Raw genomic sequence first — 19,635 nt, forward strand, 5'->3', positions numbered from 1 at the left:
TTTCTTACTCCCTCCCCTTGATAAGGGGAGGGTTGGGGTGGGGTCAAAAATTTACGACTCCTGCAAGGATTGCTATAACATCCAAGGTATTAAAAACCCTCTGCCTAAACCTATGAAGTAACAGTTTCCGCCGCCTTAGAACTCGGGACAAACCTTTGAGTAATCCAAGCAGTTACAATATGAGAAAGCAATCCCATCGGCCCAGCAAAAAAACACAAAGCCAAAGAGTGAACCGTCCAAACTCCTGTCCGCTGTCCTTCCAAATAAATCCAGCGCCCGACAAACAAGTCCATCACTAAAAAATGTATCCATCCCGTAGCCGCCGCCGTTTCCTCCCCCAGAAACTTAGCAATATCTGCTAGCTTGGGATTCGACAAAGCTGCCGCATTTTCCGCCGTTAGACTGCTACCAAACAAATATATGTACAAAACGGCTAGCACTGCAAACGGAATAAAGGAATTCATCACTTTTCGGGTAATTCCCCAGTTGGGCAATAAAATCATAATTGCCCAGAAAGGCACAACGAACAGATTACCGGCATTAAAAATTAGTTCTGGTGTCATAGTTGGCTCTTGGCTCCTACAAATGCAATTCAATTAAGGATGTTAAGATTACTTTACACAATTTTTGCTTAAATTTCTCAAAACCCGACAAAAATCTCATTCACCAATGAAATAGAATTGCTATACTTATCTAAAATTTTAAATCTCCATCTAAAATCGATTAAGGCAGCACAGCCCATGACAACTTATAATAACTTTCCAGATTGGTGCCAGCAAAAAGAGAATATCTCGCCCGACGCCAAACATACGGTAGAAATACTGTTGCAAATATCAGACACTACCGAGTGCGATCGAGCCAACGAACTGCTTTCTAATACAAAAGAACTTAACCTCAAAAATCTTCAAATTACCGATATCAGTCCCCTCTCATCTTTCACGGAAATTACTAATCTCATCCTCGGCAGCAATCAAATATCTGACATCGCTCCCCTGCAATATTTAACTAACCTGAAAAATCTGGTTATAGATGTCAATCAAATATCAGATATCAGTCCGCTTTCATCTCTAATAAATCTGAGCATACTCGTTCTCGATACCAATCAAATCTCAGACATCAGTCCCCTAGCAGGTCTAACTAATCTTACCGCACTTGTCTTGTTTGACAACAAAATTTCCGACATCACTCCGGTGAAAAATTTAACTAACTTAAATGCGCTGATCCTCTACAATAATCAAATTTCCGATCTCGCTCCTCTGGAAAATTTAACTAAACTCCAGACACTCTACCTTTACAATAATAAAATATCAGATATCACGCCGCTGGCTTCCTTAAAAAATCTCAATACGCTCTTTCTCTTCGGCAATGAAATATCAGACCTTACTCCGCTGGACTCTCTAACTAACTTAAATAAATTGGTTTTATTCCAAAATAAAATATCAGATATTAGTCCTTTGACATCGCTCACTAATTTAATTGAACTCAACCTCGGTAACAATCAAATATCAGACATCAGTCCTCTGAAATCGTTAACTAATCTGACTGAACTTTATCTGTTTAACAATCCGATTTCAGATACCAGCGCGCTACAAGCTTTAAATAATTTATTTTTACTAGACTTGTACAACAATCAAATCTCTGATATCAGTTCCCTGCAATCTTTGCAAAAGTTAACTACCCTGGACTTGCGCGGAAATCCCATTGTTAATAAAATTTGCCCTGTCAATCCTGAATCTATATGTCGGTTTTAATTAATTATTAAGGTCGAGGCAAGATGGCAGTTTATAGAGTATAATGTCAAAGGTCAATATCAGGAGAAAGTGATGAGCGGACACGATGCTTTGATGTTAGGATTGCTGCTGTTGCCAGGTTTGGCTTTGTCGATCGCAATTATGGGCGCTTTTGCCGCTGGTGGATAATCAGTTTTGGGAACAGGCAGATTTTGTAAAAAGTAGTTTTTTCCTCGTTTTCCTCGTTTCCTGGCTCTGGCTGGGAACGCATTTCATTATTGCTCTGCCTCCTGTTTTTTTGCCAGCGAGGCAGAGCCTCTGGATCTCGGTTCCCAGCCAGAGGCAGGGAACCAGTTAATTTTCCCTTCTTCCTTCTTCCTTCTTCCTTCTTCCTTCTTCCTTCTTCCTTCTTCCTTCGCTTACAAAAATTGTGCTGTAACATCGGAATTTACCAAAGTATTCGCGCACAAAATACCCGATGCTGCGACGGCGGGTACGCCAATTCCCGGCATCGTGGTGTCTCCCACCCGATACAAGCCTTTGATTGGTGTTTGCGGCCCGGGAAATGTGCCTTTTCCGGCGGCGATTGCAGGCCCGTAAGTTCCTTGATATCGGCGCAAAAATCGGGCGTGGGTTAGCGGTGTGCCGATCGACTCTAAGACTATCCGCGATCGCAAATCCGGTATAATTTTTTCTAAAGCTTGAAACAGAGATTGCGATCGCTCTTGCTTTTTCTGCTGATACAATTCGCCATATTCCCAACCTTCGTAAGGTTCCAGTGTATAAGCGTGAACGGCGTGATGTTCCGGCGGCGCGAGAGTTGCATCCCACACTGTAGGAATCGAAATCATGCAAGTATTTCCCGGTACTGTAATGTCAATCTTGCTGTCGTGAACGACGACGTGGTGGCCGGTCAAACCTTCTAGTCCTTCGGCTTTAATTCCTAAATGCAGGTGCATGAAACTGTCTACTGCTGGCATCGACAAAGCGCTTTTTCGATAGCTTTCCGGCAAATCTTCAGGCCGCAGTAATTTTGTATAAGTATCCCAGACGGTGGCATTTGAAATGACAATTGGGGCGCTAATAATTTCGCCATTTTTCAAGCGAACGCCAGTGGTTTTGCCGGATTCAACTAATATTTGCTCGACGGGAGATCCCAGGCGCAATTTTCCTCCCCAGCGCTGCAAACCTCTCACTAAAGCATCGACGATCGCACCGCTGCCACCTACAGGGTATTCGATCGCACAGCGCGATCGTTCGCCAATCATAAAAGCTATTTCCGGCGCGACAGTTCCGTGCGCTTTCAAACCAGACAGCAAAAAGCACTCCAAATCAATCAAACGTCGCACCCAAGGGTCACGCACGTCCCGATCCATCAAGGAACCAGCAGAACCCGCGATCGCACCTACTAGCGGCAACAGCTTCAGCAAAGCAGGCGAGTACCGAGACAGCAAAACAGGTATCAACTGCCAGTCGGATCTCAGTGCTAAAGCCGGGATTCCACGCAAAGCTTCATACAAAACTAATAAATTTTTTTGAAATTCCTGTAATTCTACAGCACCTTGCGGTGCGAACTTAGCTACAGCATCTAAGTAACTTCTCGCATCAGCATAAACCGGTAAACTTCCCTCTGGAAAATGGTAATGCCCCAGTGGATCGTAGGAAATTACTGCGATCGATTCCTCCAAAACATCAAAAACTTGCCGCAAAGGATTAAACGACCGGGGGTCAGTCAAACCGCAATAAAAAGAAGGCCCCGAATCAAAGTGAAATCCTCGGCGCGAAAAGCTGTGAGCTGCCCCGCCCGCTATGATGTGGCTCTCGCAGACGAGAACCCGCTTGCCGTAGCGAGCTAGCATCGAGCCGGCGACTAAGCCGCCAATACCGCTGCCAATTACGATCGTATCAAAGTCTTGCATTTATCAAATGTGGTATAATTGTATTATTTATTGCTGACTGTTGACAGGGTATTTTTTGGAGAGGAAAACTATGAAACCTTTATCTATTTTAGATGAAGTTGTTCGCGAATTAGAACAAGATGTCCATCTCTCGCGCCTTAAAAAAATATTATTTTTTGCTTGTAAAGACTTTTGGGAAAATGATCCGGCCCAACTCGCCAGCGCAGATGTAAGGAGTTTAATCGAAGAACTCTGCGCTAAATATAGCAGGTTAGAAGATATTGAAGCTGTTTTAAATAATATAGTTTCTAAGGTTAACAAAAAAAACGAGTATGCTTTAGTATCCGACCTCATAGTCTGTCAGCTTAGCAGGCTGTATGAATTTGAAGACTTCACCAAATTAGAAACAAACATATCTAGTTTTGGGGGTCAGGAAACACCCGCATTTGAAGAACACTTTAGTTTGGAAGTACCCAGCAGCGAAGAAATAGCAAGAAACCCCGGCAAATTATTTGATGTCAGACAAAAAATTTTGCAGCAAACAAATCCGCTGAGGGCGAAAATACTAATTTTTTCTACTCTTTATCACGAGTTTACTTTTAGCGATCGCGACTGGCTACTGCTGAAAACTCAAGAACTTGACAATCTACTGCGACAACTGTTTAATGTCTGTGGCAGCCTAGCCGAACTCGAATCTCGATTGTACACAACTGCTAGCAATCTTGACAACAGAGATGAAAACGACCAAGCTGCAAGCGTAATCATCAAAGCGATGAATCCTTGTTACGCAAAAATGCAACAGGAAGAACCCCATGAAACAGAATCTTCGGCTAGCGAAGATTACGAGCAGACACATTTAAACAACAGTGTTTATCAACAGAGCGAGCTGGTGGACAGGCGCAGCGATTATTTTGATCCAGGCGAGATTACTCACATCCTTCAAGCTGCTCCATCTCACTATCATTATGACCCCCAAAAGAGTTACTTAGTGCCGGACACGGCAGAAAATGTACAGTTTAAAGAACCAGAAACCAGCAATAATTATGCTACCGATTTCAGACAGGAAATGGTAGAAACATTCCCAGTTGCAGAAATGCCGACTATTATCGAAATTTTAGAACCGACGGCTCCTGTTATTATAAATATTAGCGATTCCATCAAACGCAAGTTGGAATTGGAAGAAGAAATGACAGAATTGGTCAGTCAAAGTGCTAACTCCGCAACGGCGCAAATAGAAAATATCTTCACCAAGTTAGAAGCTACTTTGAACGGAAAATTTTCTACGGGAAGTCCAGAGGAGCGTTTGTACTGGAAATATAAAAATCTCAGAGAGTATGTAGGAAAAGTTCAAAAATTTACAGATAAACTGCTGGAAATTTTGATAGAATTGGAGTCGAAAGAAAGTGGGAAATATCCTTCGGAAATCCCAGAAAAAATTGTAGAAAATATTTCAGAAATCCCGCCGGAAAACTCTACCCATAAAGCAAATCAGTATCAGCTTCTGGAAATGGCAAAACAAGGCAAACCAAAGGCGATCGCCCAATTGATAGATCAATTGCTACAGCCTAAAGGAATTTCTGCTAAAGCTGGATTTAAAGACGGTTGGCTCCATGTGATTCTGGAGTCTGCTGAAGTACCAAACCAACAAGCTACAGCTACATATATTCACAAAAAACTGTGTACTTTAAAATCAAAATATCTTACTCATGTGAAAATTCACGGGCGACAGTTAGGCAGCAAAACAGTTTTTTGGACTCAAGAATTTGTCAATCAAACTCCTTAAATGCCCCGACTCAAGTCTGAGGCTACACAAACTAAGTCGGCCTGCGTCAACTGAAATTCAAGAAATTTTATCAAATTTCTCAGACTCAAGTCTGGCGCTACAAAAACTAAGTCCGCCTGCGCGAACAGAAATTTAACAAGTCTAGAAATAGCAGATTGTACCTAATTCACAACAAAAACAAATATGAATGCCAGCGAAATTTTAAGGCGATATACATCAGGAGAACTAGATTTTCAAGGTATGAATCTCAGAGGAATATACCTGAGTGGTGCCGATTTAATTGGCGTCAATTTAAGCAGTGCTGACCTCTGGGGTGCAAACTTAGCGATGTCGTACCTGAGCAGAATTAACCTTCAGCGCGCAAATTTAACTAATGCAAAGCTGTGCGGTGCTAACTTAAATCAAGCAAACTTGAGCGGAGCAAATTTGTCCGATGCAGACTTCCACGGAGCGACTTTGCAAGGTGCAGACTTTCGCAAAGCCAACATCTCTTTGGCAGTTTTTATTGATGCAAATTTGAGCGATGCAGATATGCGAGGTGTGAATTTGCAAGGTGCAGATTTGCGCGGTGCGTGCTTGCGGGGTGCAAATTTGCGGAAGGAGGTGCGGATTTTTGAGGGTGCAAATTTGCGGGGTGCAAATTTGCAAGGTGCAGATTTGCGGGGCGTCAATTTGCAAGGTGCAGATTTGACTAAAGCTAATCTCAGTCACGCTAATTTGACTGAAGCATTTCTGGGAGAAACAAATTTGACTCAGGCGAATTTGAGCGAAGCTATTTTAGATGGCGTATTTTTGACTGAAGCAACTTTGGTAGAAACAAATTTTTCCTGGGCTGTAATGGCCAATGCTAAGTTAGAAAGAGCTGTGTTACTTGATGCTGAATTGGCTGGCGCTAACTTGCGGGGTGCATTTATGACTGATGTAAAGTTGAGCAATGCTAATTTAGTTATGGCTGACTTGAGTCGAGCTAACTTGGTGAGGGCTGATTTGAGTCGAGCTAATTTTAATCAGGCAAATTTGAGTGAAGCTGATTTGACTGATGCTTACCTGGCTAGAACAGATTTGCGGGAGGCAATTTTGCACCGCACAACTTTGATTAGGGCAGATTTGAGCACTGCTAATTTATCTGGTGCTCAGTGGCGCGGTACAATTATGCCGAATGGAGAAATGCACGGGTAGTAATATGGTTTCCGGTTTTATCGGAATGATACCGAAGACACGGCAGTGCCGTGTCCCTACAATTAATCTGGGTAGTCCAAGGGCACGGCGCCGTGTGCTCTAGATCATGTCGCTCGTGCAACCGGAATTGATATAAGTCCTGAAGGATTGACTTTACCGCCTACTCTATGTGTCAGTTACGTAAATCCTAAAAGCTATTACTCTGTTTCGCCTCAGAGTTTTCGCTTCACTCGAACGGTCTTTGAGTTCCCGATAAATATTTAATACCTGTTGCAAAGACTGTATAGCTGCTTCAAATTGACTCGTCTGAGCCTGTTGTTCCCCTTGCTTAAACAACTTGTCAGCTTCCGTTTTCCGGTCTACAAGGTTCTGAGCTAACACTTGAAAAGCAGGAATTTTGCCTTGATCACTAGGGATGAAAAGAAAATCGCCACCACTGAGCGCGACTACAAGTGAGAAGAGTACGGTCGAGCCAATGGTTTGCAGTTTCATCGCTTTTACTTCCTCCGTCAGGTACATCACTTGAGCCAATATAACGGTTATCAACCGCATGAGGTACACTCAGTAAAGTTCATTAGACATCTGGCATAATTCTTGTGGAACAGGCATCCTGCCTGTTCAAGACTGGCTTTTCTGGAGATGTCTATTAACATTTTGAACTCGCACACAGCAATGCTTTTTCATGAGGGCGAGCAATTCATAACGTTTTAAGTTAGCTCAAAGCTTGGTTCAAAAACTCGCCTATTCGCTATGGAGAAGTAAAAAATCTAGCTTCCCTTTCTACCGATGGCGGATTTTCCTTAAAGTTGCTTATAAAAATTGATGTGATTGAACTACTGCTTGATAAAAAAATGATGCTACTTTAAAAGAGTTATGCCAAGGGTTTCAAAAAAAGATCCGAATCAAAGTCAGTATATCTTATTACGCGATCGCCCAAAAAACATTAAATTTTAATTCAATTTTCTCCCTTCACAGGCAAAACGATCGCAAACTCAGTGCCAACTCCAGGCTCGCCATTCACCTCGATGCTTCCGCCATGTTTCTCTACCGCAATCTGGTGGACAATTGCTAACCCCAATCCAGTTCCCTTTCCGACACCTTTCGTCGTGAACAAATGGTCGAATATCTGCTGTTTAACTTCCTCTTTGATTCCGGTGCCGTTATCAGCAATTTTAATTTTAATGTACCCTTCCCCGACTATATCCGTGCAAATCGTGATGCGGTTGGGATTGGCGGTAATTTCGCTAAAACTGCGTCCTATATTTGACTCTTCTAAGGCATCGATCGCATTGGCAAGCAGGTTCATAAAAACTTGATTCAATTGACCGGGAAAACATTCGATTTTAGGGAGATTGCCGTATTTAGTTATCACTTCGATCTGCGGGCGGTGTTCGTTTGCTTTGAGACGGTGTTTCAAAATCAAAATAGCGCTATTAATGCCTTCGTGAATATTAAATGGAACTTTATAGTCTTTGTCGCCTCGGGAGAAGGTACGCAAACTGTTGCTGATGCTGCAAATGCGCTCGCATCCGAGTTGCATTGAATCAATCATCTTCGGTAAATCTTCCAAAAGATAATCGAGGTCTATCTCTTGGGCGTGGTCGGCTATTTCCGATTGCGAGGCAGCGGAGCGATACAATTCTAAGTGTTCGATAACATCTTCCAAACTCCTTTTACCTTCGCTTAAATTGCCAGAAATAAACCCAATCGGATTGTTAATTTCGTGGGCGACTCCGGCGACTAAATTACCCAATGCCGACATTTTCTCACTTTGCACGATTTGCAGTTGTGCTTGTTGTAAATTTTTTAAAGTTCGTTCTAGCTGTTGATTTTGCTCTTGCAAAAGTTCGGCTGCTCGCTTGCGCTCAGTGGCATCAACACCCAAACCAATAATCCCTATTGTCTCGCCATGGGAATTTTTTAACTGCACTTTCGTGATTTCTAAATCGTGTAGTTTGCCGTCAACAAATCTGAGAATTTCGCTGGAGTAATGTGGCAAATCTTGGGCAAGGCAGGCTGCATCTGAAACCAAACAGCCCGCTGCATTCTCCCCCAGTATATCTTTATAATGATCGACAGCTAGGAAATCGCTCAGAGGCACGCCCACATCTTGAGAAAATGTCTTGTTCAAAAACTGTACTTTACCTCTGGGATTAACCATCCAAATCCAAATCGGAGCGACATCAAGAATCGCTTGGAGCATTTTTTTCTGATCGGCAAGCTGAGCTTCGGTTCGGCTAATTTTTACTAGCGATCGCTCTAATTGTTGGTTGTAATCCTGATATTTTTTATATAGCAGAGCATTTTGCAAACAGATGGCTGCCTGGGAACACAGGAGATTGAGAAGTTGCAGGCTATCTCTGGTAAAAACTCTTGCGGTTAAGCGATTTTCCAGATACAAAATGCCGACTAAGTTGCCTTGATCGAGAATCGGCCAACACAACAGGCTCTGCGGTTGGTATTTGAGGATGTAGGAGTCGGAATCCCAATCACGTTGTTGAGCGAGATCCCGAACAATCACAGGTTTCAATAAATTTTTAACGCAGTCAACAATTTTGAGGGGCAAGATATCGCTATTTTCATCGAGTGTTGCGGATGATAAGTCGATCGCCCACTCGACTCCCGAATTGTCGAGCGTGCTGGTAGCCGCGATTTCCCATTGATTGCCGTTTGGCAAAATCAGCGCTCCTTTGTCAGCTCCTGTATTTTTCATCGCCAGTTGCATCAGTTTGGCAATCAGTCGATCGAGTTCTCTTTCACTAGAGAGCGCTTGACAAGCTTTTAGCAGTGTTGAAAAATTCCCGAAATCTGAGACACTCGCCGAAACAGACGGATGAATGGATGGATGAATGGATGGATGAAGCGATGGATTTTGCCCCGCAGGTGTTGGAAAATTTGCTAATGGATTTGCAGGGAGTTTGGCGGGTTCTAAAATCGGTTTTAATAATTGAGGATAACGTTTTTCTAAGTCGTCTATTTTTGCTCTATCTCCCCAGCGGACATAGCAATCATAGGCATCTATCATGTAGAGTCTGGCAATTTTTTCCCTTCCTAATGACAGGTAAAATTTAGCAGCGAGTTCGCAGGCAAGAGCTTCTTCATTGACATATTCGTTAGCTTTCGCTCCGGTAATAGCTCGATCATAAAGTTCCATTGCTTTTGCTATCTGTCCCAAAACGCCCAGCAATTCTGCCTCAACCAGATCGAACTTGTGTTGGTAATTGATCGGCGTATGGTGCGCGAATTCTTTGAGTTTTTTCTGACTAGCCCCAACGCGATTAACAATTTGTTGGCGCTCCGCCGGTGGGGCCTCTGCATAGATTGCCAAATCTGCCAGCGCATCATAAAAGTCCTGCATCATCGTTACTAGCATCAAAACACAATTCCCTAGATAAAGTTTGCCTCCCTTTCCCCTGTCGATTGGCTGCGGATTACTGCTCGAATATATCCCGAATCCGTGGCCTCTTTTTGCTAAAATTTATACACCTCAATCTAGCAGGTAACAGGTAAAATCAATTGAAAGATTGGAATGTTTAATGTATTTGTAAATAATTGGTCTGCGTTCGAGTTCGTCGAGAATGTCTGTTCGGTTGAGGACTATTTCTACCGATGCAATTAACGGTCGCTAATGCAACTTTTTGGGATTGTGGCAGCACCGCCTCCCGCAAATCCTCCGCCACAATGACGTAGGTTTGAGACTTTTAGCTGCCGGTTGTTGGTCTTTCTCGCGCATGAACCGATCGATAGCCGATCGAGAATCTGTGTACGATTGAGCGATTGTGCGATACCCCGGTATTACCGTAGTCAAATCTACTGCATTTATTATTGTGTCCCTATCGGTTGACCTCAACCCAGACATTAACTTGACAAAACTTAGTCTATATATCTTAGGGCATAAACAGCATAATTTTCGAGATGTCGATCAAAAAATCCAATTATCTGTTAACAAACAACATTTTATACTTTGCCGATCGCGATTGAAGCTTTTTACTTACGTATAAGTTTCTGCTGTTAATCTCAAATGCGATTCACTGAACGCGAAATACCGTAGAACCACCGCCTTATCATGTCTTCAAAAATACAATTGTTAATTAATTAAATTTAATATAGCTCGATCGCCCAAATTTCCGCGAAGCCGGTCAAAAAGTTAATACCTTAAAAAGTCCAAATACAATCTATAGAAATTATAAAGAATCCGTCGTGAAAGCAGTGGCATTCCCGTCCCCCGAATTTATCCGTGGGGTCAATGCTTAAATCTAAAATCTAAAATCTAAAATCTAAAATCGATTGACCGAAAGCATCCAGGATACAAGCCCCCGCATTCATTCCTTCGCAGACTCAGGACGGAGGAATAAAAAACCTGTATCCGATAAAGGAGCCCCCGAATTTATCCGTGGGGTCAATGCTTAAATCTAAAATCTAAAATCTAAAATCTAAAATTGATTGACAGAAAGCATCCAAGATACAAGCCCCCGCATTCATTCCTTCGCAGACTCAGGACGGAGGAATAAAAAACCTGTATCCGATAAAGGAACCCCCGAATTTATCCGTGGGGTCAATGCTTCAATTATTTAATCTAAAATCTCAAATCTCAAATCTAAAATGGATTGACTTTACCTCGATTCCGACAGGGGTTTTAACCCCTGTCGGAATGTAGCTTCCCGAGCAGGAAACAGCGTTATTTGATATTAGTCGATCGCGTCTGTCGCTGTTTCTACCACTCGTTGAGTTATGTCAAGATATCGATTCACTTTCTAGCGAACCTTTTTCGAGGCATCTTGAGCATTCTATCTGGCATCTCGTGCTGCATCATTGATATTTTCTTGGCCGCCGCTGGTATTATATCTCAGAGACTCAGTACCCTCTGCTGCTCTTTCTTTTGCTCCCTCGGTGGCTTCTTTAACAATATCTTTTGCTCCCTTCAAGCCTTCGCGAGTGTTTTCTTTAAGATTAGCAAAGCCTTGTTTGGTTTTGTCGCCAAAGTCATCAGCTTTGCGCTGGGCGGTGCGAGCATCTTCCTTGACCTTTTCGCCAATTTGGTCGAGTTTGTCAGGCGCATCATCCGCTACCCGTCGCACATTTTCGCCTACATTGTTGCTAGATTTCGTGTCAATGCGTTGCTGGGCTTGATCTTTGAGAAGCTGAGCTTTTGCTTCTGTTGTTGTCATCTTTTTGTTTCTAGGATCGACATCGCTGTAATCGTTCATGCCGCCTTTGAATTCGGACGTTACAGCCCCTGTCGGCACTTCTTCTCTAATTTGGTCGGCAGTTTTTCCTTTTCCTGTGATCACATCAGTTTTTCCTGCCATAATATCAGGGGCGCTGCTGCAGGCCGTACTCACAAATACTAAAATGCCAGCCAGAAAAACTGTTAAAATTTGTACAGCTCGAATTTTTTTCAGAAATGCAGTTAGTCTCTTCATAAAAATGCTCGGTAAGTGGGAAACAAGCGTGGCTTGAGCCCTGAGAGGGAAACGACGCGGCGGTTTCAACCGCTTTGAATCGCCTTTCGGGGTTGGAGAGGTATGGTTGCCCCTCCGATGGAGATATGGTTGTCTCCTTGCTCCCTTGCGGGGTAATGTTCGCCTCGACCTGGTTATAAAGGCTTGTTAGACCTGCAACACTGTTTCAGTGACTTTAAAACTGTTTAATTGCAGATGACAGAGCCCAAAACTGGTGTCGCATTCGCCGGTGTCGTGACCTAAATAACGTCTCCGCCATGCGGGGGGTCTAGTCAGAACAGCTTGCAATTTCTTACAAGCTCAGTGGCAGTTAGCCCTGAGTTCCTGACAAAAAGGCTCCTTTCTATTGTGAGATGCTCAAATGCCTGGTGGTTCTGTAGATGGCTAGCCTTACCAAATTAGGCACTTAAACACTTTTTTAAGTATACGAATAGAAACCGTAGATATTCATCTATCCCAAGTTACATTCCTGAAGTTATAGTAGAAGGAAGAAGGAACAAGGAAGAAGGAAGAAGGCTATTCGGCTTGGCGAGCGGATAGAAATCAGCAATCAGGAAGAAGGAAGGAATAATCCTCAATCTTCTACCAATTATTAAAAGTCGCAGCACCCTGCGCCGGACAAGGCAAAGTCGTTTCTATACATAGCTGTTTGGTTCTCTGTGCGGGCACTGCGTAGAAACGTTTTGCGTTTTGGGATCAAAAAAAACCTTCTAGTCAGGAACTAGAAGGAAGGTGGTGTATGATCTCAAGTACAACAAGGTCTTTAATCGCAATTGTGGCGGCACATCCCGATCGCACACATCTGTCTAATGGCTGAAAGTATCTGTACAGTTGCTAAGGATTTTGAATCGCTGTTTTTAGACTTTTGCAGAATTCGCCGATCGCCTCTAAACCCTGTTCTGGAGTTCCTTGGGCCAAGCGTTTGACAAAAGCACTACCAACAATCACAGCATCTGCACCCCATTCTTTCACTTGGCGAGCGTGTTCGGGTTGCGATATACCAAACCCGACGCCGATGGGTTTGTCGGTGACGGCGCGAAGTTCTTGCAGCAATTCTTTTGCTCTCGTTTCTAAGCCTTCGCGTACTCCCGTAACCCCCGTCACGCTGACTAAGTAAATAAATCCTTGAGACTGACGAGCGATCGCTTCTATACGACTTTTGGGACTGGTGGGAGCAACTAATAATGTTAGTTCAATCCCTAATTTGTTGGCAGGTTGGATGAGACTGTCGGCTTCTTCTAAGGGCAAGTCTGGTACAACCAATCCCTGAACTCCGGCACTTTTGATTTGCTGCAAGAACGTTTCTATACCTCGGTACAAAATCGGGTTGTAGTATGTGAAGAGAATGATGGGCGATCGCAAATTCGGACTAACTTTCGCTACCATTTCCAGCACCGAATCTAACCGCGTTCCCCGCTGTAGGGCCCTTGTAGCAGCGGCTTGAATCACCGGCCCGTCAGCTAGCGGGTCAGAATAGGGAACGCCAAGCTCGATCGCATCTGCACCGTTATCATCCAAAATTTGCAGTGCTTTAGCCGTTGTCTCCAAGTCGGGGTCGCCAGCAGTAATAAAAGGAATCAATGCACATTGGTTGCTTTTTCGCAACGTTTCAAAACAATTAGAAATAGTCATTAGTTATTAGTCATCAGTCATTGGTCATCAGTCATTGGTCATTAGTCATTAGTCATTGGTCATCAGTCATTGGTCATTAGTCATTAGTCATTGGTCATTAGTCATCAGTCATCAGTCAGCGGTCATTAGTCATTAGTCAGCAATCATTACTTGGCGGTCTATATTCATCTTCCTTAGCTTTTAGTCGGCAGTCATTATTTCACCGTTTATTGCTAATAACTAATAACTAATAACTAATGACTAATGACTAATGACTAATAACTAATGACTAATGACTAATGACTGATGACTAATTATCTTTTTCCTGCTCAATTTCGGCTTGAAGTTTGGCTAATTCTTCAGGAGTGAGTTCATCCAGTTGCTTCTGCAAGACAGCTTCTTTGTAGTCTTGCAATTGCTGGCTGTAGGTCATATTTTGAGTCAGTGCTCGAAATAAATAAGTCACCAGCCAGCCAATCAAGCCGGCGACCAAAAATAACTGACTCCAAATCCCTGCATTCATGCTGTCGAGTCCGGCAAATTGTAGTAGCAAGTAGACCAACCCACCTGCTACAAAAAAGCCGACACTGATTCCAATTACGTCAATACGTCGCATTTAGGCTTCTATCTGCCGCCGTTTGGGCCGAAAATTCAAAAAGGGAGCGAGGAGAAACATACCTGGGAAGAAGAAGAACATCAAGAAGTACATGAAGCCGCGCTCAAAAGAGGTAGCGACGTACCAGCGGCTGTTCAGGTAAGCGTAGGTGGCCGCGGGTACTACCAGGAGGTAGGCTCCTGCCAAGACGGCGTAAAGCAGTAAGGTAATATACATAGATTTGCTTTAGGGGAATAATAACACGGGTAAGTCAGTTGACAGGCTCCGTTAGCTGGTTAACTATTGTACCGCTTGGGGAGATCCAGCGCGACTTTTGAGAATTTTTTGATTAGGGGTTGCGTAAATTGGGGTTTTGGCTGTAGAATAAAAGGCTGTTGCTGTTAGTGGCTCAAAACCACAGCAGCTTGACCAAAGGGGGGCGTGGCGGAATGGTAGACGCTACGGACTTAAAATCCGTTGACCCGAAACGGTCGTGTGGGTTCAAGTCCCTCCGCCCCCATCCATTTCAATCTTTTGTGAGTTAATAAGCTGTTGCGGCATTTAACTTTATTTTTTTCGGGCGATGTTCAAAGCCCACCCCACAAGAGTTTTCAGAAAGAGGATTCTTCAAATTAGATGCGCGCCAGCTTATATAGCAATCCTTGCAGGAGTCGTAAAGGTTTGACCCCACCCCAACCCTCCCCTTATCAAGGGGAGGGAGTAAGAACTTCACAAATGATTTAGGATGGCTATAGTAATTCTTGCAGGATTTGTGGGATGGGCTTCTAGCCCGTCCCAAATTTGTGGAATGGGCTTCTAGCCCGTCCTATATTACGCAGCAACTGGCAAAGTAATCACAAATTCCGTGCCCTGTCCTATTTGAGAATTTACCTCAATTTTGCCGTGATGCTTAGCAAGGATTTGATAGGAAATAGCCAATCCCAATCCAGTACCTTTGCCGATCGACTTTGTAGTAAAAAATGGGTCAAATATCTGTTGGGCACTTGCGGAGGCAATTCCGGGCCCGTTATCCCGAATCTTGACGGTGACAGTATTGTTGGCCGTAATTTCCGTGCTAACCCAAATCGTTGGCGAATACCCTTTTTCTCCCTTTTTTACCTCCTCCAGCGCATCTATTGCATTACTAATAATATTCATAAACACTTGATTCAGTTGCGCGGGATAGCACTTAAGCCCAGGCAACTTGCCGTATTGTTTAATAACTTGAATACCTTGTTTGAGTCGGTGATTGAGAATGACGAGGGTGCTATCTATTCCTTCGTGAACGTCGGCTGATTTCATTTTTCCGTCGTCAGATCGCGAAAAATTCCGCATGGATACGACAATTTCCCGAATGCGATCGGCTCCCATTTTCATCGAAGAAAGGGTTTTTGGTAAATCTTCTCTGAGAAATTCGAGTTCAATGTCTTCGATGCGCTCTAGAATGGCATCTGGTGGGTTTGGATAGTATTCTTGATAGAGAGTTACCAAACCTGCCAAATCTTCGATGTATTGGTTGGCATAGTCAATGTTGCCGCCGATGAAGTTGACGGGATTATTGATTTCGTGGGCTATCCCTGCAACCATTTGACCGAGAGAGGACATTTTTTCGGTCTGAATTAATTGGGATTGAGTTTCTTTGAGTTCTTGTGTATATTCGCTAACTCGCTGAATCAATTGATTGAAAGAGGCCGCTAAAACTCCGATTTCGTCGTTTGTTGTGACTGGTACTTGCAGGTGAAAATTCGATTCGCGAGTGACTTGCTGAGCAAAATTAGTAACGGTTTCGAGGGGTTGGGCGATCGCGCGGCTGGTTTTGTCCGCCAGCGCGACGGCGATGAGTGCGGAAATTAGCATACTCCCGAGAATAATTCGGTTTCGCAAATTTTCAGCTTCTTCTAATGCTTGGGTTCCTTGCTGTTTGTGAATTTCTACTGTATAAATTAGCTCGTTTAAACGCTTAGCAAGGTTATCTAGTACGATCGCTTCTTCGCCGCTGCTAGTCCTCAACATTTGTAGCTGTGCGGACTCGATGCTGTTGGGTGACAAATTCCCAACTTCCGCATCTTTTAACTGCAATTTAATTAGCTTACCGTAGTAATCAATGACGAGGGCAGATTTCTTCAAGATAGTGTGCAATGCTGCCTCTTCTGTTGCTAGTCTATCGGGATGTTCTCGTGCGAAAGATTCAATTTCTGAAATCAGGATTTTTGCCTGAGTGATTTGCCCGAAAAAGCGATCTTGTTCGTATTTCAGCGCCACAGTGTTTCCCAAAACAGCCGGCAATCTCGCCGCGTGCGATCGGGCTTCAAATACGGTATTTTGCAAATTTTGCAGCATTTGCTGCTGCTGCCCAGCAACATTCACCTGAACTAAAGCTTGCTTGCGAAAGTAGTCTCCCAATCTCAGTCCCGCACCAGTTCCCAAAATCGCTATGCCGATAGCTAAAGCATAGCCATAGCTAATTTTTTGACCGATCCGCAAATGCTTGCATTCGGCCTTTAGCCCAGTTAGATTAATAGTTGAACTCTGTAACAAATGTTTTTTAGCAGAGGTTTCTTGCTCTACTTTGCTATTTAGGGACTGAGTGTGGTTAAATAATAACATGGGAAGTTCCTCCCAAACAAATCAGGAGTAATTGAGCGAAGAAAAGCAGAATGCACTTATGCTGAAAGTCGAAAGCTGTTTTGAGTGTTTAATTTGGAATTTTGAAACCTGTAGCTCAAAACTCACCCCTGAATACTCAACGCTTCCCCTAGTATCTCTGTTTTTAGACTAGAGTGTTTGTGATCTCTATCAACAATCTATGTGATTATACGCAAATTTACAAAAGTTATGATTACAGCGATTAGTATTTGTAGTCAGTTGGGACACAAGGCCCAACTACCGATTCTCCCCGTTTTTCTTTTTCTGCCAGTTATAGGTTTAATTCCAGCAGTTGTGCTAAAATATCATCGCTGTCACTGAGTTTAAAGAGCTGACTTGTTGGTTATTCAAAAAAATTGTTGTAAAGTTGAGTAATTCCCCAGTGTTTGACTGACATTTGTTGAGTGCGGTACAGTGAAGTAGTAAGAGTGAAGCGCGATCACCTTTCTAATTTCTAAACATTTTCCATTTTAATACTGTAGCAGGTTCAATCATGGTAAAGTCTCAGTATGAAGGATATTCCGCCGGCGAGAAACACACTGTCGCACTCAAAGAGAACTTCGGAAGTTCTAAAGTGTATGCACAAAATGCACAGTCAGTGCTTAACAAAGCTACTGGATTTATCAGTGCTTACGATTTCACGCTAAATCCTTATCGCGGCTGTCAGTACGGATGCAGCTATTGTTATGCTGCTGCTTTTAGCCCTAATTCACAGATGCGCCAGGATTGGGGAAATTGGGTAATTATCAAAGAAAATGCAGCGGAAATTCTCAAGAAAGATTTGCATAGTTGGTACAATAAAAACCCGGATCGACCACCTAGCATTTACATGAGTAGTGTCACAGATCCGTATCAGCCCATTGAATCTAAAAAACTATTAACTAGGTACTTGTTACCAGTGATGCTTCCCTATCAACCGACGCTGGTTATCCAAACTCGCAGTCCTATGATAACTAGAGATATCGATATTTTACAGCAATTTCAGCGGTTGCGAATTAACATGAGCATTCCCACTGGTAGCGAAAAAGTGAGGAAAGATTTTGAACCAAAATCGCCGAGTATTCCTGCAAGACTCAAAGCTATGGCAAAACTAAGAGATAGCTTTCCTTACCGAGAAAATTGCGAAGTCAGATTTTCTATAACTGTGACGCCACTACTCCCTACCTTACCGGAAGATGAAGCTAATTTTATTAGCAAGCTGGCAGTTGTAGATCGAGTGGTGATTCAGGATTTTCATGCCAGCAACGGGCGATCGCTAATTGCGTCAACGCGATCGGAAGCATTAGCTCTTAAACAAAAGTATGCTTGGTGGTACAATAGCGAACAACAGAGTTATCGCAAGTTTAAAAATAAATTAATTGCGATGCTTCCGGGAGTTGAGATTATGGAAGGTAAAGAGGGATTTGGCTATGAGTAATCCGCTCGTCAATTGGTGGCGTTCCCATAAGTTTAACGAAGCCGTTAAGAGTCAAAATAATCGACTTGCCCAACAACTGTTAAAACAAATAGAAAATTCCGGGGCAAAATTCTCATGGCAGCAGAAGCTATTTAAAGAGCGCGTACAGCTTGAGAAGTTATTGCAGAAAAAAAATGACCGCATCAAAGAAGCCGATCGCCATTTAGAAGAATTAGAAATGCAACTAAGCTTCGGGCAACTTGACGATTCGCTGGGGCGGATTGATGAATTAACCTTGTTTCCCGACACAAAGTTCATTGAATATATTTCAAAATCTTTCAAATTGATAGAATGCGATGCAAGTATGATTCAATGCACTGGCATTGATGACAAAGTATTTAATAATTTTGAACAACATTTGGCTGGCTTTATCAAGAATGATCTTAATAAGTTGAACCGCGAAAAAAACAATATTGATTATTTACTTAAACAAGCTATTGACGATATACAGAAACTGAAAGAAGGACAAGATCCGCAATACAGTTTTGAACTCAGTCCTCACATCTATTTAATGAGATATTTCCTAGATAACGTCTATTGTACATATCTAGCTTGGTTTTTCATTTACAAGGCAGGGTTATTACCAACTAAAGTCAATATCCTCGATATTGCCGCTGGGCCGGGTACAGTTGCTTACGGACTTGGTTTGTTGCTGCAAAGCAGTAGCAACTTTTTTTCAATGCCGCCAATGCACATATCCTACTACTCTCTGGAACAGCAAAAAGCTTTTCAATATCGCGGACTCCAGTTTTGGCGGCAGTACATGGAACCCCAGGCGATGAATGCTTACTTTCGTTTTGACACTTCTAGTATCTTTGATGGGGAAAATCAATCTAAAAGACTTCCGAAAAAATTCTTTGATTTTATAGTAATTTCTCACTGTTTTTTTAACGATGAGGAGAGAAGAGAAAAATCCCTTCACATTTACAAGGATATATTTACAAACAGCCTGATTGATGCGGGTTACGTATTGCTAATTATTCAAGAAAAAAAGCTGCTTAAACCTTACAATGTTCGTCAAATTGATGATGACCAACAGGAGCTAAGTGTCGTACAACAATTTGTTGATGAGCTGGGTTTAAACTTAGTTTGGTATAAATATTTAAGTTCAACAGGTAGCAGGACATCTCATCCTAACTTTGGAAAGTTTGCTAGAGAAAATTTATCAGTTCAGAAATTTATAAGTCCACTTTTTCGCCAGCACTTTAAGTTACCTTATGACTTAAATTATTCAGTTGATGACTATGTGATTTTAGCAAAAAAATAAGTACAAAA

At 42.8% G+C, this 19,635-nt stretch carries 15 protein-coding genes and 1 tRNA gene; 6 read left to right on the forward strand and 10 right to left on the reverse strand.

Features of this window, described 5'->3' with window-relative positions:
• Nucleotides 1–110 precede the first annotated feature (110 nt).
• On the reverse strand, nucleotides 111–563 hold the full coding sequence (locus QUA43_RS27720) for an ABA4-like family protein (protein ID WP_333378540.1): 453 nt from the start codon (nucleotides 561–563) through the stop codon (nucleotides 111–113).
• A gap of 177 nt (nucleotides 564–740) precedes the next feature.
• Between QUA43_RS27720 and QUA43_RS27725 the strand changes: the two genes are divergently transcribed.
• Nucleotides 741–1,751 (forward strand): leucine-rich repeat domain-containing protein, encoded by a 1,011-nt coding sequence (locus QUA43_RS27725; RefSeq protein ID WP_333378543.1) that lies wholly within the window; start codon nucleotides 741–743, stop codon nucleotides 1,749–1,751.
• A 139-nt stretch (nucleotides 1,752–1,890) separates the two neighbouring features.
• Here QUA43_RS27725 and QUA43_RS27730 read toward each other — a convergent pair whose 3' ends face one another.
• The gene (locus QUA43_RS27730; protein WP_333378545.1) at nucleotides 1,891–2,172 is read right to left on the reverse strand and encodes a hypothetical protein; all 282 of its coding nucleotides are present in this window, start codon (nucleotides 2,170–2,172) and stop codon (nucleotides 1,891–1,893) included.
• On the reverse strand, nucleotides 2,150–3,649 hold the full coding sequence (locus QUA43_RS27735; protein ID WP_333378548.1) for an NAD(P)/FAD-dependent oxidoreductase: 1,500 nt from the start codon (nucleotides 3,647–3,649) through the stop codon (nucleotides 2,150–2,152). The genes QUA43_RS27730 and QUA43_RS27735 overlap by 23 nt, the downstream gene beginning before the upstream one ends.
• Nucleotides 3,650–3,719: 70 nt before the next feature.
• Here QUA43_RS27735 and QUA43_RS27740 point away from each other — a divergent pair, with 70 nt between their 5' ends.
• Nucleotides 3,720–5,411 carry a hypothetical protein gene (locus QUA43_RS27740; protein ID WP_333378549.1) on the forward strand — a complete coding sequence of 564 codons (1,692 nt, stop codon included), beginning with the start codon at nucleotides 3,720–3,722 and terminating at the stop codon, nucleotides 5,409–5,411.
• Nucleotides 5,412–5,594: 183 nt separating this feature from the next.
• Nucleotides 5,595–6,590, forward strand: a complete 996-nt coding sequence (locus tag QUA43_RS27745; protein WP_333378551.1) for a pentapeptide repeat-containing protein — start codon at nucleotides 5,595–5,597, stop codon at nucleotides 6,588–6,590.
• A gap of 165 nt (nucleotides 6,591–6,755) precedes the next feature.
• Here the strand turns inward: QUA43_RS27745 and QUA43_RS27750 are convergent, their stop codons facing one another.
• From QUA43_RS27750 to ndhL, 6 genes are all read right to left on the reverse strand, one after another.
• Nucleotides 6,756–7,142, reverse strand: a complete 387-nt coding sequence (locus QUA43_RS27750; protein WP_333378554.1) for a tetratricopeptide repeat protein — start codon at nucleotides 7,140–7,142, stop codon at nucleotides 6,756–6,758.
• Nucleotides 7,143–7,545: 403 nt separating this feature from the next.
• Nucleotides 7,546–9,963 carry an ATP-binding protein gene (locus QUA43_RS27755; protein WP_333378556.1) on the reverse strand — a complete coding sequence of 806 codons (2,418 nt, stop codon included), beginning with the start codon at nucleotides 9,961–9,963 and terminating at the stop codon, nucleotides 7,546–7,548.
• Between the two features lie 1,414 nt (nucleotides 9,964–11,377).
• The gene (locus tag QUA43_RS27760; protein WP_333378559.1) at nucleotides 11,378–12,013 is read right to left on the reverse strand and encodes a DUF6658 family protein; all 636 of its coding nucleotides are present in this window, start codon (nucleotides 12,011–12,013) and stop codon (nucleotides 11,378–11,380) included.
• An 873-nt stretch (nucleotides 12,014–12,886) separates the two neighbouring features.
• Entirely contained in the window at nucleotides 12,887–13,684 is a 798-nt protein-coding gene (gene trpA, locus QUA43_RS27765) for a tryptophan synthase subunit alpha (protein WP_333378562.1), read from the reverse strand.
• A gap of 289 nt (nucleotides 13,685–13,973) precedes the next feature.
• On the reverse strand, nucleotides 13,974–14,279 hold the full coding sequence (locus QUA43_RS27770) for a DUF3007 family protein (RefSeq protein ID WP_333378564.1): 306 nt from the start codon (nucleotides 14,277–14,279) through the stop codon (nucleotides 13,974–13,976).
• A complete protein-coding gene (gene ndhL, locus QUA43_RS27775) occupies nucleotides 14,280–14,495 on the reverse strand; it encodes an NAD(P)H-quinone oxidoreductase subunit L (protein WP_193972727.1) in 216 nt (71 codons plus the stop codon). It abuts the gene before it with no gap.
• A 198-nt stretch (nucleotides 14,496–14,693) separates the two neighbouring features.
• On the opposite strand from ndhL, the gene QUA43_RS27780 reads away from it, so the two are divergent.
• A tRNA-Leu gene (locus tag QUA43_RS27780) sits at nucleotides 14,694–14,778 on the forward strand.
• Nucleotides 14,779–15,089: 311 nt separating this feature from the next.
• Here the strand turns inward: QUA43_RS27780 and QUA43_RS27785 are convergent.
• Nucleotides 15,090–16,865: an ATP-binding protein gene (locus tag QUA43_RS27785; RefSeq protein WP_333378566.1), complete on the reverse strand. Its 1,776-nt coding sequence runs from the start codon at nucleotides 16,863–16,865 to the stop codon at nucleotides 15,090–15,092.
• Between the two features lie 532 nt (nucleotides 16,866–17,397).
• On the opposite strand from QUA43_RS27785, the gene QUA43_RS27790 reads away from it, so the two are divergent.
• Together QUA43_RS27790 and QUA43_RS27795 are read left to right on the forward strand one after the other, a co-directional pair.
• Nucleotides 17,398–18,321, forward strand: a complete 924-nt coding sequence (locus tag QUA43_RS27790; protein WP_333378569.1) for a radical SAM protein — start codon at nucleotides 17,398–17,400, stop codon at nucleotides 18,319–18,321.
• Complete coding sequence (locus QUA43_RS27795) at nucleotides 18,314–19,627, forward strand: photosystem II assembly protein (protein WP_333378572.1); 1,314 nt, start codon at nucleotides 18,314–18,316, stop codon at nucleotides 19,625–19,627. Before QUA43_RS27790 ends, QUA43_RS27795 begins: the two co-directional genes overlap by 8 nt.
• Nucleotides 19,628–19,635 lie beyond the last annotated feature (8 nt).

This window comes from Microcoleus sp. N9_B4 (assembly GCF_036701635.1).
Lineage (GTDB): Bacteria > Cyanobacteriota > Cyanobacteriia > Cyanobacteriales > Microcoleaceae > Microcoleus.